Genomic DNA, 14027 nt, shown 5'->3' on the forward strand with positions numbered 1-14027 from the left:
GCCCTCCTATGCGCCAATAAATGTGATAGCTAGAACCGTCACTAAGCCGCCAATCATCGGAATTGCGGTGCGCTTGACCAGTTCAGTGGGCGGAATGCCTGCCACACCCGCGCAAGCAATCACCACGCCAGCGACCGGCGAAAACGAGCGGAAAATACCGGCAGAAAGCTGCATCGGCAGTGCCAACGCGGCGGTAGAAACTCCAACATGCGCGGCGACATCAGGCGCTAGGTTTGAAAAGCTAAAGAACGCCGCATTGCCCGAACCCGACATCAAGGCGGTAACGCCGATGATCGCCACCAGCATGATCACCATTAAGGTATACCCAAAGCCTAAATGGGTTGCTGCGCCAAGCATCGCAGAAATAAATCCAATCGCGGTTAAGCCAACCACAAAGGTTTGCGCGGCAATGATCAAAGACACCACGCCCGCAAACACCTCGCCCATCCCCTGCAGGTAAACTTTCAACGACGCCGCGACCGCCTTACCGTTGCGCGAATAGAGATAATCACTGAGCATCGCCACCGCTAAACTGATAAACATCGCGGTTACCACATCAATTTTGACCGACGTCACCGCAAATTTACTGAAGGTAAGTAGCAGCACCAAAGGTAGAACCGGTAGCACGGCAAACCACAGCGGCGCTTGGCGTGAGGTATCTTCTTTGGCTTGCAACTCATACTCAACGCCTTTGGCTTGATCGCGTTTATCAAACCATTTTTGACTAACGAAATGCAGCGCGGCGATAACCAGCGCCGTACATACGCCAACAAACAATTGATGCTCAACAAAATAAGACGCCGCATCGATGCCAATCACTTCCGCCGCTTTATTAGATGCGCCCGATGCGGGGCCGAGATCCAAACACGCGGTGGTAGCAAGTACAGCCGCAACCGAGGCGGGCGTACAACCAATGCCGACCAATACAGGATAAAGCGCAACCAACAGCAGCATCGCAAGGCCAACGGCGCTAGGAATAAACACGTTTAAAAATTGCCCCAAAAGGTAGGCAAGCGCCAAAATAATATACGGGTTGTTGATCGCCGCTAGCGGCTTTGTGGTCACTTTAACTAGCGCGTTGGCCGCACCGATGTGTCCCATGTATTTGGAAAAGCCGCCCACCGCCATAATGATCAAACCAAGCTTGGCGAGCGTCGAAGATGCGATCGATTTGATCACCAAAAAGAAATCAACCAACGTCGACCCTGAAGAAGTGACGCCTTTGGGCAGAAATTCAGGACCACCAGCGACTACGCCAACCAGCATCATCAAAAGACCAGTACCAAACAGTACCGCTTGGGTGTTGTACTTTTTGACGATGAGAAATCCCGCGCCAAAAACAATCGGCAGAGCAAGTAGAGCGACCATGTGTTTCACCTTTTTATTTTATTGTGTCACCGCTATCTTGTTGGGGATTGCGATTTGGCTGTATGGGAAGCACCGATTCTCTAAAAAAACTGTGAAGCAATTAAAAATCTGCCAACGATTTCATCAATAGCCACGCTCAAAAACGCCGGCGATTGCATTGAATTCCTGCATTCGGTGAACGCCTTAGCCACTGCACTCGCAAAATTGAGACTCTGGATCACACTTTGCCGCTCGCGCGGTTAACGCCAACGCTCAAAGACGGTTGCAAGCCTCATTGACTGCGCCTCAAACCAAGTGAAAAAGTCGCGCTTAACTTCAAAAATAACTAATTGATTTAAAATAGATTAATTAAATTTCAGTGCTATTTTAATTGAATGGGAAATCCAATTTCTCAGCCCTAAATCGCCTCACTTATAAATGTGATTCAGCGCATTTATTTCAGTCACGCAATTTATTAGCTGATGTGTTATATCGCAAAAAACTGTGCCCTCGGGTACAAATTTCGAGTAATTTTTGCCTCTTTTGAGCGCCATTCGAGCGAAGTAAACGGCGAAATCAGAGCTTAATCAAGCTTTACTCAGGGAAGCTCAAATTCCCCTATTGGCTTGTTTCTATCCAGCGATAAGATGGCTTACCGCTTGCCAATATGCTGTCGCAAGCCATAAAAATCATCACCACGAGACCGAGCCATACTCGGCACAATGTTATTGACGACTGAATTTAATGACTGCTAAGGAATCACTATGACACGTTTCGTTCGCTCAGCCGCAGCGCTACTCCTGACGTTGAGCTACAGCAGCGCCTTTGCTGATACGCTAAATGCTCCAGCTTTTAACGCCAAAATGGATGGCGATAATAAAGTCGTGGCGCTGTATGGCAACTCCTACACCCATTACAACAATAACCTCAACACCCGGTTACGCGATTTAACCCGCTCGCTGCTGCCCAATCAAGCCGATGGCTATAGCTTCCGCGGCATCACCATCTCAAGTGGTCGCCTTGGCTGGCATAAAGCCAACTTAGAGTTTCAAAACAGCTTAAAACATTGGGATGTGGTAGTTTTTCAAGGCAACTCGATGGAACCGATCAGCGCAAAAGCCGAGTCGCGCCAGTACTTCGAACAGTCGGCGCAGCAGATGGCGAAAATCGCCCACGATGCCGGTTCAAAAGTGCTGTACTTTATGACTTGGGCGCAAAAAGCCAAACCACAGCAAACACAAGAACTCGCCAGCGCATATCAAAACATTGCTGAAAAAACCGCAGGTTACGTAGCGCCGGTTGGCCTTGCATTCGCACAAAGCCTCAAACAATACCCTGAGATCAATTTGTATCACAGCGATGGTAAACACCCGTCATTGGCAGGCACTTACCTAGCTGCGGCGGTGTTTTTCGCCACTTTATACAATCAATCTCCTGTCGGCGGTGCACTGCCCGTTGATAGTGATATGACACCAGAAACCGCGCACAAACTACAAACGGTTGCTTGGCAAACCGTGCAGGACTTTCAAAATCAATAGTCGTCGCCACACTATCGTTAGGCTTTCCGTATTGGAAAGCCTGACATTTTAACGCGATCACTTTTCAGTCACTGCGCTCTTAAGCCGAGTCGCGACTGTGTTACTCTTTTGACTAGTTTTTTACGTGATTAAGGTCTGTTGACCTCGCATGTTCCAGCCTCGAGCCGTTATGAAAGATCATCTTGATTTAACCACTTATCGACACCTCGCCGAGCAACTCAAGCCGTTTACTGAATCGGAAGCGGCTCTTAATGCCTTTATCATCAACCACTTTGGTGAGCTCTCCTACTACGGCATCATCGATTTGGCGCAAAAGGCGCAGGTCAGCAAAGCCACCATTGGCCGTTATCTAAATAAGCTTGGCTACACCGGATTTACGGCGTTTAAGAGCGCGTTAAAAAACGAGCTGAGTAACCACAATATGGTGGCGCCGATTGAAGCCAGTAGAGCCAAAACCACGTTGGCAGACAGCGATACACCCACTGAAGCGCTGCGCTACATTGGCAAGGTGAAGCAGCTCATTGAGCAGTTTGCTTGTGAGCTGAATATTGAAGAGTTAGATAAGCTGGCACAGCTGATGGCCGATAAAAAGCGCACCGTCTATGTGGTAGGCCCGGCATCTTCGCGCGCGCTGGCACTGCATTTCTCAACCCTGCTCAAATACAGCCGCTCCAAAGTCGTGCTGCTGCCGCTGGATAAAGGCGAGCTACCAAAAAGCTTGCTCGGCGTCGATGCGCAAGATGTACTGATCGCCTTTTCCTATTACCGCTTTAATCCGCTCGTGCTCGATATCACTAAGTTCTTTAACAGTAAACAAGCCCACGTAACAGTCGTCACCAACACACATTCCAACCCCTATAGCGTGTACAGCGATGTGCAATATGTGTTGCCAAGCGATGTCGACTCGATATTTCACAGTCGCACCATCGGCTTTTTATTCGTAGAACTGCTGCTGTTTCTGGTGCAAAGAGCGTCAGGAAATGACGATAATTTTGAAGAACTTGAACAGCTGTTCAAATTCTTTGGTACCTTTTCGTCGCTCGAATTTAAATAACAATGCGACTTTTATGCTGGAATTTGGCGTTCTATTTTAGGCAAATTTTAAGCGGCGCAGGATGCGCCGCTCTGCCTTTTCATCCATGCTTTCGCGTCTGATATGGCTTAAGAAAACTCCGCCACGACTAGGACTTTTTTCAGTTCGGGCTGGTAGAACACGATGCATTCACCACCACCGTCTAGGTAAGTGTCATAACTAAACTGGCCGAGGTATACATACTCTTGATCGGTGTCTTCATCGAGATAGACGATTTCGCGAGTGCTCATGGTTTCGAACTCCTCGCCCTCTTCTTCATCCATAACATCGAAATAGTGGTCTAGCTCTTCATTTTCAGCCATTTCATCGTATAAATTGGCATCCCAATTACAGCCCAACGGCGGTTGCCCACCTAATTCAAACAGCGCTTGCTTGCTCCCCTCCGCTTCCAGCGAGTAAGTCAGCATTTCATGGTGACCAAAGAAGTCCTGTGCTTGTTTGAAATAATCGTGATAACAGGAGAACTCTTGACCGAAAAACTCGACACTGGTGTCATCCATTTGCCAACCATCTGCGGTTAACGAGTAACTAAGATATGGGTAATCACCGTCAAACGTGCCTTGCACCGCAGGGACAGCAATGAGAATTTGCTGCTGAGATGTGGCATCAAACGCTTGATAAGACAAAAGTCCTATCGGCAAAAGTTGCTGATCATTGAACGCAACTTGCTCTGTGCTTGGAAAGGCAGTAAAGCCCACTTCGTTATGATAGATATTACGCTGCGCTTGCTTAAGCGCAGTCGGTTTAATTAAAAAAGCCATAATTACCCTATTACGTTAGCCACTGAAACGTTGAATGTGTGGATTGGTTGCCAATCCATGCCAATGATTCATTTTAAGGGCGGCGTAAAGCTTGTTGAGACTAAATAATGCGTGGCTTAAACGGATGATAATTCAGCGAATAACGTTTGAGCGAACAGGGACATCAGCCCCTGATTTGCGAACCAAGGATACTAATCTGATTAGTCGCGATCCCAAGGGTAGACTTGTTCCTTACTGTGCTTTTGGAAAAAGCGATAGTTGTGCTGCATATAGTCATCTTTTCTCAGCGCTTTGACATTCCATTGTTCGGCATCGAAGTTGAAACTGAAGTCCTGATTGTTCAACTCAAGCTGATGAAAAGTCGGCTTGGCAATACGATAGATAGCGCTAGTGGGAGTTTTACACTCAAAAGTGACCGCTTCACTCGGCGTATCATTGACACTGAGCTCGGCCTGATAAGGCGTGTTTGAATCACACGGCGTGTCTTTGACAAAGGTAAACAGCAAGTAGCCGTTATTGGTGGTATTGAGGAAAATCGCCAGCCGATGCTCAACATCGACTTGGCGAAAAATCAGTTGTTTAGAATGATACTCACGCGCGCTTTGCAGCGCCATGTTATCTAGGCTAATCAGCTGGCTATCAACCCAAAACCACTGCAAACCGTGGTCCATAAAGGTTAGCGCGCGATAGGAGCGAAACGTCAAATAACCGAACACGACAACAAAGCTCGCAACCAGCACCAGCAACCATTTAAACAACTTAGACATAGGGTAAATCTCAGACCACGAGTTTGCGTTTGCCAACATGGGCATCTCTTTCGTCAAACATAACCCAGAATGATGAAAGCAGGCACATCCATCTGTCAAGCAATGAAAAAACCGTATCCTGAGCTATAAAATGCGGCTACCGCGCGAGCAAAAACCACCATGCATCAATGCTTAAAAGCAAGCCTCTCAGTCACTAAAAACGATAAGCTACACCGACATAACCCGAGGTCATAACAGTGCGGCGCAGCATCGGACTTTGCTCAAGATCGTGGTCTAAATTACTGTAGCGAACACTAGCCATAATCAGCAAATTCGGCTGCAGCGAATAGGTCCCTGACACTCCGATAAAGTACTGCCCATCCCAATCAGCATCAAAGGCTTTAAGGCCTGAACGCGCGGCCTCTGCTTTGGATACCCCATAGTAGTAATTGTTGATTCTATCGCTGTTGTAGGTGTAGCCGATCTGCGGTGATACTCGCCACCGCTGCCACCCTAGAGGCACGAGCAATGTCGCTTCAGCATAAAGGCCATTATGATGGTCACCTATATCCGTCCCGCCGCCAATATCAAACAGACCAAACGGTAAACGCAGTTGATAACTGGCGCCAGCCAAAACCGTCTCTTTGCGCTCATCCAACAAACGCATTCGAGCATCATCCGAATCTTGCGGCTTGAATGTACGATTATCGTAACGGACGCGGAAAATAATATTCTGCGCCGATGCCAGCGGCCTTAATCTAACACCAGCGCTAAGCCCACGAACAAAAACGTATTTACTTTCATAGCCGATCATCAAAAATGGATTCACTTCGCGGTCGCTGCCGTGATATACATCAGGCGAATAACTGGCAATCGGTCCAAGTGTGATTTGTGGCAAGTCAATCGCGAGCGCGGGCCGCACGCTGATGTAAAGTAGTAGCAGGCACATACCCAACATCAACTGGCGGCAGCCTGCCGATAACCATCGATACCCAGTTCCAAGCGCTGAAATTTGCTTATTCAACATTCGCTTCATTCCTTTCTAGTCACAGCCATCGCGCGCCAAGGCGCGATGTCATTATTGAAAACAACTTCAGCGTATGGGATTGAAAAATATCGTCTATTGAGTAGGACACCAGAGGGACAAAACTCGTATCAGTGGTACGCCAACCGTGCAGGCTGGCAAGCAGATCACAGAGGAAAAGTTGATGACTAGGAGAGCGCTTGCTTGAGCGCCGCGACGCGATTTCGGGCGATCGGCAGCTCGACTTCTATACCGCGCAGCACCGCCACCCAATTACGCTGCTTGCGCCGCAAAATGCGAATACTGGCTAAATTCACCAAATAGCTACGATGAATGCGCATAAAATTCGCCGTTTCTAGTTGAGTGCAAAATGCTTCCATGGTGCGCTCAGTCACCAGAGTTTGCCGCGCTATCGACGACGATGAAGACGATGCCATGCACACGCGCTGATAGCGGCCAATGCTTTCCACATAATCAATCTCTGCCAGTTCAATGACATGATGTTGCTGACCATCATCAATTAAAATCGTCGGCTGAATTTGCGCCGCATGGTTAAGTAGAGATTGGCGTGCCGCGCTAATTTTATCCACGCATTGGCGTAGCCGCTCCGGGCGCACGGGCTTGAGCAGATAATCGATCGCTTGAGTGGTAAATGCATCTATCGCGTGCTGATGGTAAGCGGTCACAAACACCAGATGATAAGGCAGATGCGCGGTTGCCTGCGCCACACGAAAACCGTCGCACTCCGGCATTTCAATATCCATAAACACGATATCCGGACGATAACGCTCAATCTCAACGATGGCTTGGTGCCCATCGTCAACACACGCTACCAGAGTTAAGCTTTCAAGCGCTTCAACTTGACGCGCCAAGGCGGCAATGCCAGCCGCTTCATCATCAATAATCATCACCTTAAATGTCATCAGAGACGACCTCGCTCTCTAGAGCAATACGAATATCCGCCGTCATAGAGCCTCCTTGTTGATTAAGGGCGAACTGATAGCGCTCGGGATAATAAAACGCTAACGTCTGACGCAGAATCGTCAGCCCCTGACCATCAGGGTTTTTAGGCGCCAATGGCGTCTCACCACTGTTAATCACTTGGATCGCCAAAGTGCATTTTTGTACTTCTACCCTAATGCTTAAGCGCACCGGGCGACTCGACTGACTGACACCATGTTTGATGGCATTTTCCACCAGCGGCAGCACCAACATTGGAGGAATTCGTAACCCTTCACTGTCCGGGCTGATTGCCAAGTCCAGCACTAAGCGCTCGCCAAATCGATTACTTTGAATATTGAGGTAGTGACGGATCAACTCGATTTCATCGCGCAGCGCAATATCTTGTTGGGCCGACAACTTCATACTCAAACGCAATAAATCGCTTAAGTCGTAAATCAGTTCTTCGGCAAGTTCCGGGCGAGTGCGAATATCGCTGACAATAAGGTTGAGCGTATTGAAGATAAAATGCGGATCGTTTTGCAGCCGTAGCATCTGCACTTCTTTTTGTTGTAAGTGCATTTGCAGCGCAAAATTATGCTGTTTGAGCTGCCATAAATGTTCCATGGCAATCAACATCAACGCCTGAAAAGCAATGTTGACCACCGCCATAACATTGCCGCGCAAATCAGGGATATCAAGATAGCGACTGCTCAGCATACGCTCCAATATGCCCGCGCATATGACTAGCGCCACGATACACAACGATTTAAACACCACGCTGTTTTTACGAGCCAATAAGTCCCCAGCGACAAGTTTAAAGCCTTGCATTAACAGCCACAGCAGAGAAAAAATGGTCCAAATTCGCACGATGACATGCGTAAGACCCGGCGCGCCTATGTCCTTAGCCACAGTGGTAAACGAACTCACCAGACTGACGCCAAGCATATACAGGCTGATGTTTACCAGCGGCCAAAACAGCAGCAACCACAAATGTGGGCGCAAACGTTCAAAGGACAAAACACTCGAGTTCACAAACGGTTACCGCCTTTAGTTGTTTATTTCGCTCTATTTAGCCGCGCACCAAAACGCGTTTTACATTCCGCCATTGTAACCAAATTTGTCTCACTTCTGTGAAATCAGTGCGCCGTTGGTAACCGATATTACCCCGTTGATACTTTGTTAGCGTGTTTTGATCCGCAGAGTAATTTGAGCGCTAAGCCAAAGGGCGCCGTTTCAATTGCGCCCTTTGAAATCGAGGTTTAAATCTTAACCATCTGTAGAGCAGGTCAAAGCTTGCCAAGTGTCGATGGATTGATTCATTTCAGCCAGTTGGGTTCGAACCAATGACAAAGCATCACTCCCTAAGAGTAAGTGGCTAGGTGGATGCGCGCTGTCGATGACTTCTAGCATCGCTTGTGCCGCTTTAATCGGGTCTCCGAGCTGCTTGCCATTTTTATCTTCGCGCGCTTTTCTGATTGGATCGAAGCTTTGATCATAATCGCTGATCGTTCTTGGTGTTCGAACCATGGAACGCCCCGCCCAATCCGTGCGAAACGAACCGGGAGCCACCGAGATAACCGAGATATCAAATGGCTTGAGCTCTTTTGCCAGCGCGTCAGAAATACCAACTAACGCGAATTTACTCCCACAATAATCGGATATCCCCGGCATGGTGATATAGCCTCCCATCGACGTAATATTTAATATTTTTCCCGCACGTCGTTGACGCATATACGGCACGACCGATTTCATCAACGCAATCGCGCCAAAGACATTGACCTCAAATTGGCTTCTTATTTCCTCCATCGACGACTCTTCCAGCAAGCCCTCATGACCATAACCGGCGTTATTTACCAGCACATCAATTGGGGCGATGTTGGTTTCTATGTCCGTAATCACTTTATTCACATCTTGGTGGTTGGTGACATCCAAAATGCGCCCGATGGCATGATGGCTATTGAGTTGCTCAAACGCTACTTTGTCAGCTTGACTGCGAACGGTACCAATGACGCGATGACCCGCTTGTAAGGCCTGCTCGGCAAGCGCTCGGCCAAAACCGCTGCTTACGCCAGTAATAACAATAGTGTGTTTCGTTAACATATGATTTCCTCTCTTGTATCGAGAAATGCATATTATTATTTAACGATGTGCTCTATTAGCTCTATATATGTTAAATTATTGCCTATTATTATGAGGAAACTTACTTTTCATTTAGCAAACACATATGAACTCACCACTGTACATCTCTGATCAGCAACGCATCATCGAGCAATTGTGCCTACTCGCACCAAACGAAGGTTACAATCTCACGCCAATCAAAAATGTGCGTCTGCTGCGCTCGAACCGCAAATTAACCAGAACACCAGTGTTATACGAACCGGGGATTGTGATTGTCTGCCAAGGCAGAAAGCAGGGGTATTTTGGCGATAAGTGTTACGTCTATGACCAGAGCCAATATCTGGCAGTGTCGGTACCTGTGCCTTTTTCTATGGAGACCCAAGCAAGCATTGACCAACCACTGCTAGCCATTTATATCACGCTCGATTTTAAACTGGCGGCAGAACTGATCTTGCTGATCGAACAACAAAAGACCTCTTCTGCCGCGACAGTCGCTCCGGAGAGTATGGTCGCCAGCCCAGTGACGGATGAACTGCAAAGGTGCGTAACGCGTTTTTTGCACATTTTGGACAAACCACTTGAGGTGGCGGTGCTGGGCCAGTCGTTACTACGTGAATTGTATTTTCATTTTCTAACCGGGCCACAAGGCGACGTGATACGCAGCGCAGTCAGTTCTCGAGGACAATTTGGCAAGATCAGCCAAGTCTTGAAATACATTCACTCTGAGTATCCAAATTCACTTACTTTGCCTAACCTTGCCGCCATGGCGCAAATGAGCGTGCCGACGTTTAGCACTCATTTTAAGGCGATCACGCATCTTGCACCGATGCAATACGTAAAATCGGTGCGGCTGCATCAAGCTCGAATGTTGATGCTGCGCCAATCCATCCCTGCAAGCAGCGTCTGTCACGAGGTTGGATATGAAAGCCCCTCCCAGTTCAATCGTGAATTTAAACGGCTGTTCGGTCTGCCTCCTGCCCAAGAGATAAAAAGGTTAAAAGCGCACTTTTCCTATCCTGCAGCGTCTGGTGAAGATTACGTATCCTCACATTAAAAAGGTCAATGTGCTCCACGCTCGACATGGTGAGAAAACCACTAAGCTGGTGCCTAACGCTTTACTAATGCGTCAATTTATGAATAACTCCGGTTATTAAAATTTCACTGCGCCGACGTCGAGCTTCGCTGGTGCAGGTCACAAGTAAAAACAATAATTACAATATTCTGTGAGTCACTCACATAAGGAAATTTCATGAGACAAAATCTCACTGACATTCTCACAACATCCCCGCTACTGATAACAGATGGCGCTGCCGGTACGCACCTTGAATCTATGGGTTGTGATCTTAACGACGAACTTTGGACCGCCAAGGTTCTCAAAGACAGCCCAGAGCTCATCAAACAATTGCACCGTGATTATTTTCAAGCAGGCGCCGATTTTGGCGTGACAGTCAGTTACCAAGCGACGATTGAAGGTTACGTCAATAAAGGCTTAAGCGCGGCTGAAGCCGAAGACCTGATTAAAGCATCCGCAACACTGCTGCTCGAAGCAAGAGACGAATGGTGGCAGGAGCAAGGCAAAGCCGAGCAGCGCCGCTACCCAATAGCTGCGGCATCAATTGGTCCATACGGCGCGTTTCTCGCCGACGGCTCTGAGTACCGCGGCGATTATCAGCTTTCAACACAACAGCTGCGCCAATTTCATCAGCAACGTATCGAGCTTTTATGGCATCAAGGCGTGGACCTTATCGCGGCGGAAACCATTCCTCGCTTAGATGAAGCTTTGGTTATCGCTGAGATTGTTCAAGAGCTCGGCGCCAAATGCTGGATAACCTTCAGTGCGAAAAACGCTTCACAGATCTCTAATGGCCAAGAGATTGCCGAGTGCATTCGCGCCCTTGAAGCATTTGATGGTGTCGTTGCGGTCGGCGTTAACTGCACCCCACCCCAGTTCATTGGCGGGCTAATTGAACAAATCAAAGCGCAAACCGCTAAGCCAATTGTGGTGTATGGCAACCTAGGAAACAGCTACGATCCCGACACTAAAACTTGGTGCGAGCATGATAGCCACGGCGCAACTCATTATCTCGATTACGCCAAGCAATGGCATGCGCTGGGCGCGAAAATCATCGGCGGATGCTGCGGCACCACGCCAACCGAAATCAAGCAAATATTCTCAACTATTGAGTAATCGATTCGCATAGCCCTACTTCGCTCCTGAGACAATTTAAGCCTAATTCACTCGGCAAAAACCGAGTTAGCGACTTGAATCCATCACCTCAGGAGCGAGGTCATACCTACCATTCATCACACCCGATTTCCCGCTGATGGCATCCATTTTTTAAGCGCCATTTTTAAACCGACAAGATAAACCAACAAGATAAAACGCCAGATTGGCTACAAAAAACAGCATATCTTATAAAAAATAAAAGATTGATTATTCCACCAAAAACTTCATCATTCACAGGCCGTAACGTCTGAACATTCAGGCTCGAGACAACAACACAACAATAAAAATACGTGGATGTATAAAATGAAGTTAAAGCCTTTCACACAACATATTCGAGGTGTATTCGCCTCTTCAATCGCGATCTTGTCACTCTTTTCATCCGTCAATGCCAACGCGGCTGAATCAGCCTTGGATGGCATATTACGTTCTGGGGAGCTCAAATTCTGCTTTGAGTCAGGCTATCTGCCCTTTGAGATGACCGATAAAAGCGGCCGTTATATCGGCTTTGATATTGACCTTGCCAAACAAATGGCTCGCTCAATCGATGTGAAATTCGTACCTGTAAATACCGCCTGGGACGGCATTATTCCTGCGCTAAAAACCGGAAAATGCGATTTTATTGGCGGCATGACCATTACGCCTAAGCGCAATCTAAGCGTCAATTTTGCCGACCCTTATATCGAAGTGGGTCAAACCCTGCTGATCTCGCCAAAGCTTGCTGACAAAATTCATTCATACCGCGACCTCAACAATGCGCAGTACACCATAGCAACCCAAATGGGCACGACTGGCGCTGAAGCGGCGAACAAATATCTATCCAAAGCCAAAATCGATCTTTACGACACCTCCGCCGATGCCGCGCTGCAAATCGCCAATGGTCAAGCAGATGCGTTTGTTTACGACCTGCCCTATAACGCCATGTATGAAGCGCGCCATGAGGGTAAAGTCATCCACCTCGACCAAAGCTTTACCTTTGAACCGCTGGGCTGGGCCGTACGCCGCGGCGATGCCGATTTCCTCAACTTCTTAAACAATTTCCTGCGCCAAGTAAAAGGCGATGGCACCTATCAGCGCATTTATGACAAATGGTTTAAGTCGGACAAATGGGTCGATAGCGTCCAGTAAGCGAAAGCAGCCTAAGCCTCAGTAATCTAAGGTTTAGGGCAAAATTTAAGGTGATAGGCACATTAGGTGTCTATCACCTTTTTTACACATCGGTTATGAAAAACTGCAGAGCTTAAGCGCCCGTGAGTGAAATTCCGCCATCAACCACCAGCGTGTGGCCGACGATATAACTGGCTTTATCTGAGAGCAGGAATTCAATCGCATTCGCCACTTCATCGCTGTGGGCAAAGCGTTTGATCGGCACCACATCCGACACTTCTTGGCGAATATTAGGATGGCTGACTTGTCGCTCTTCCCAGCGCGGCGTCCACGTCACACCCGGTGCCACACCATTGATGCGAATTCCCGATGGAATATTTTCTAGCGCCAGTGAGCGAGTTAAACCTTCCATCGCATGCTTGGCCGCGCTATACATAGACGCGCCTGGAGTTGGTCTTAATCCATTGACAGAGCTGACATTAACAATCGCAGCGCCCGGCTTCATCAGTTGAATTTCGTATTTTAAACACAGCGCTTGAGCCCAAAAATCGACATTGAGGGTATCTTTCAACAGTGCACTATCCACTTGATGAAAACGGCCACTAGAAGCGATCTGCGGAGATGCATTATTCACTGCGACATGGAGCTCGCCATAGGTTTCAGTAATGTAGCTAAATAGCTTCTCAAGCTCACTATCAATGGAAATATCAATGATTTGATGATCGACTTCGGCAAGCTCTGGGTGAGCATTAAGTGCCTCACCCCAACTCGCTTTTGAACGCGAGCAAGTCACCACTTTATAGCCTTCAGCCACTAAACGGCGCACAGTTTCAAGCCCAATACCACGCGTTCCACCGGTTACCAATGCGGTTTTCATATTGACAACTTCCCTATTAATTTATCTATCATTCAAACAGTTAAACCTGCTTAAGCCATAAACCAATCTAGCACGTAAAATCGGCAATGACTTTATAAAGTGAAAATTATTTATCGCATGACTGGCGGATATTTTCTTGGTATTGAATGATTTGAGTTGGGTTGCTTGAGTTGAGTGGATTAAGTTGATGAGTTTTGTATGATGCGCTAACACTTCTTCGATTTCTTTGCCATCTGCGATAGCGCACCAG

14 protein-coding genes are annotated in these 14027 nt (G+C 47.8%); 5 read left to right on the top strand and 9 right to left on the bottom strand.

Annotated elements, in window-relative coordinates; all coding sequences use genetic code 11:
- Nucleotides 1-6: 6 nt before the first annotated feature.
- Nucleotides 7-1368 (bottom strand): C4-dicarboxylate transporter DcuC, encoded by a 1362-nt coding sequence (gene dcuC, locus BLS03_RS21970; RefSeq protein ID WP_093278988.1) that lies wholly within the window; start codon nucleotides 1366-1368, stop codon nucleotides 7-9.
- Nucleotides 1369-2111: 743 nt separating this feature from the next.
- On the opposite strand from dcuC, the gene BLS03_RS21975 reads away from it, so the two are divergent.
- Together BLS03_RS21975 and BLS03_RS21980 are read left to right on the top strand one after the other, a co-directional pair.
- Nucleotides 2112-2885 (top strand): SGNH/GDSL hydrolase family protein, encoded by a 774-nt coding sequence (locus BLS03_RS21975; RefSeq protein WP_093278991.1) that lies wholly within the window; start codon nucleotides 2112-2114, stop codon nucleotides 2883-2885.
- Nucleotides 2886-3054: 169 nt separating this feature from the next.
- Nucleotides 3055-3939 (top strand): MurR/RpiR family transcriptional regulator, encoded by an 885-nt coding sequence (locus BLS03_RS21980; protein WP_093278993.1) that lies wholly within the window; start codon nucleotides 3055-3057, stop codon nucleotides 3937-3939.
- Nucleotides 3940-4046: 107 nt separating this feature from the next.
- Here BLS03_RS21980 and BLS03_RS21985 read toward each other — a convergent pair whose 3' ends face one another.
- The 6 genes from BLS03_RS21985 to BLS03_RS22010 all read right to left on the bottom strand — a co-directional run bounded on the left by BLS03_RS21985 (nucleotide 4047) and on the right by BLS03_RS22010 (nucleotide 9551).
- Entirely contained in the window at nucleotides 4047-4739 is a 693-nt protein-coding gene (locus BLS03_RS21985) for a hypothetical protein (protein ID WP_093278995.1), read from the bottom strand.
- 200 nt (nucleotides 4740-4939) lie between these two features.
- Entirely contained in the window at nucleotides 4940-5545 is a 606-nt protein-coding gene (locus BLS03_RS21990) for a hypothetical protein (protein ID WP_245696771.1), read from the bottom strand.
- Between the two features lie 154 nt (nucleotides 5546-5699).
- On the bottom strand, nucleotides 5700-6512 hold the full coding sequence (locus BLS03_RS21995; RefSeq protein ID WP_176765668.1) for a MipA/OmpV family protein: 813 nt from the start codon (nucleotides 6510-6512) through the stop codon (nucleotides 5700-5702).
- A 185-nt stretch (nucleotides 6513-6697) separates the two neighbouring features.
- Complete coding sequence (locus tag BLS03_RS22000) at nucleotides 6698-7432, bottom strand: LytR/AlgR family response regulator transcription factor (RefSeq protein ID WP_093278999.1); 735 nt, start codon at nucleotides 7430-7432, stop codon at nucleotides 6698-6700.
- Nucleotides 7422-8483 carry a sensor histidine kinase gene (locus BLS03_RS22005; RefSeq protein ID WP_093279002.1) on the bottom strand — a complete coding sequence of 354 codons (1062 nt, stop codon included), beginning with the start codon at nucleotides 8481-8483 and terminating at the stop codon, nucleotides 7422-7424. Before BLS03_RS22005 ends, BLS03_RS22000 begins: the two co-directional genes overlap by 11 nt.
- A gap of 234 nt (nucleotides 8484-8717) precedes the next feature.
- A complete protein-coding gene (locus tag BLS03_RS22010) occupies nucleotides 8718-9551 on the bottom strand; it encodes an oxidoreductase (protein WP_093279004.1) in 834 nt (277 codons plus the stop codon).
- Nucleotides 9552-9675: 124 nt separating this feature from the next.
- On the opposite strand from BLS03_RS22010, the gene BLS03_RS22015 reads away from it, so the two are divergent.
- The 3 genes from BLS03_RS22015 to BLS03_RS22025 all read left to right on the top strand — a co-directional run bounded on the left by BLS03_RS22015 (nucleotide 9676) and on the right by BLS03_RS22025 (nucleotide 12921).
- Nucleotides 9676-10623 carry an AraC family transcriptional regulator gene (locus tag BLS03_RS22015; RefSeq protein ID WP_093279007.1) on the top strand — a complete coding sequence of 316 codons (948 nt, stop codon included), beginning with the start codon at nucleotides 9676-9678 and terminating at the stop codon, nucleotides 10621-10623.
- 195 nt (nucleotides 10624-10818) lie between these two features.
- On the top strand, nucleotides 10819-11757 hold the full coding sequence (mmuM, locus tag BLS03_RS22020; protein ID WP_093279009.1) for a homocysteine S-methyltransferase: 939 nt from the start codon (nucleotides 10819-10821) through the stop codon (nucleotides 11755-11757).
- Between the two features lie 342 nt (nucleotides 11758-12099).
- Nucleotides 12100-12921, top strand: a complete 822-nt coding sequence (locus BLS03_RS22025; RefSeq protein WP_093279011.1) for a transporter substrate-binding domain-containing protein — start codon at nucleotides 12100-12102, stop codon at nucleotides 12919-12921.
- Between the two features lie 112 nt (nucleotides 12922-13033).
- On the opposite strand, the gene BLS03_RS22030 is transcribed toward BLS03_RS22025, so the two are convergent.
- Together BLS03_RS22030 and BLS03_RS25840 are read right to left on the bottom strand one after the other, a co-directional pair.
- Nucleotides 13034-13777 (bottom strand): SDR family NAD(P)-dependent oxidoreductase, encoded by a 744-nt coding sequence (locus BLS03_RS22030; RefSeq protein ID WP_093279014.1) that lies wholly within the window; start codon nucleotides 13775-13777, stop codon nucleotides 13034-13036.
- Between the two features lie 21 nt (nucleotides 13778-13798).
- Nucleotides 13799-14027, bottom strand: a 229-nt coding sequence (locus tag BLS03_RS25840; RefSeq protein WP_218122034.1) for a hypothetical protein, incomplete at its 5' end; no start/stop codon positions are given.

Origin of the sequence: Vibrio xiamenensis (assembly GCF_900100015.1) — a bacterium.
In the GTDB taxonomy this organism is placed as follows: Bacteria; Pseudomonadota; Gammaproteobacteria; order Enterobacterales; family Vibrionaceae; genus Vibrio; species Vibrio xiamenensis.

Coding starts and splice junctions, on each gene's coding strand:
- dcuC (WP_093278988.1), bottom strand. CDS start 1,368: ATGGTCGCTCTACTTGCTCTGCCGATTGTTTTTGGCGCGGGATTTCTC.
- BLS03_RS21975 (WP_093278991.1), top strand. CDS start 2,112: ATGACACGTTTCGTTCGCTCAGCCGCAGCGCTACTCCTGACGTTGAGC.
- BLS03_RS21980 (WP_093278993.1), top strand. CDS start 3,055: ATGAAAGATCATCTTGATTTAACCACTTATCGACACCTCGCCGAGCAA.
- BLS03_RS21985 (WP_093278995.1), bottom strand. CDS start 4,739: ATGGCTTTTTTAATTAAACCGACTGCGCTTAAGCAAGCGCAGCGTAAT.
- BLS03_RS21990 (WP_245696771.1), bottom strand. CDS start 5,545: ATGTTGGCAAACGCAAACTCGTGGTCTGAGATTTACCCTATGTCTAAG.
- BLS03_RS21995 (WP_176765668.1), bottom strand. CDS start 6,512: ATGTTGAATAAGCAAATTTCAGCGCTTGGAACTGGGTATCGATGGTTA.
- BLS03_RS22000 (WP_093278999.1), bottom strand. CDS start 7,432: ATGACATTTAAGGTGATGATTATTGATGATGAAGCGGCTGGCATTGCC.
- BLS03_RS22010 (WP_093279004.1), bottom strand. CDS start 9,551: ATGTTAACGAAACACACTATTGTTATTACTGGCGTAAGCAGCGGTTTT.
- BLS03_RS22015 (WP_093279007.1), top strand. CDS start 9,676: ATGAACTCACCACTGTACATCTCTGATCAGCAACGCATCATCGAGCAA.
- mmuM (WP_093279009.1), top strand. CDS start 10,819: ATGAGACAAAATCTCACTGACATTCTCACAACATCCCCGCTACTGATA.
- BLS03_RS22025 (WP_093279011.1), top strand. CDS start 12,100: ATGAAGTTAAAGCCTTTCACACAACATATTCGAGGTGTATTCGCCTCT.
- BLS03_RS22030 (WP_093279014.1), bottom strand. CDS start 13,777: ATGAAAACCGCATTGGTAACCGGTGGAACGCGTGGTATTGGGCTTGAA.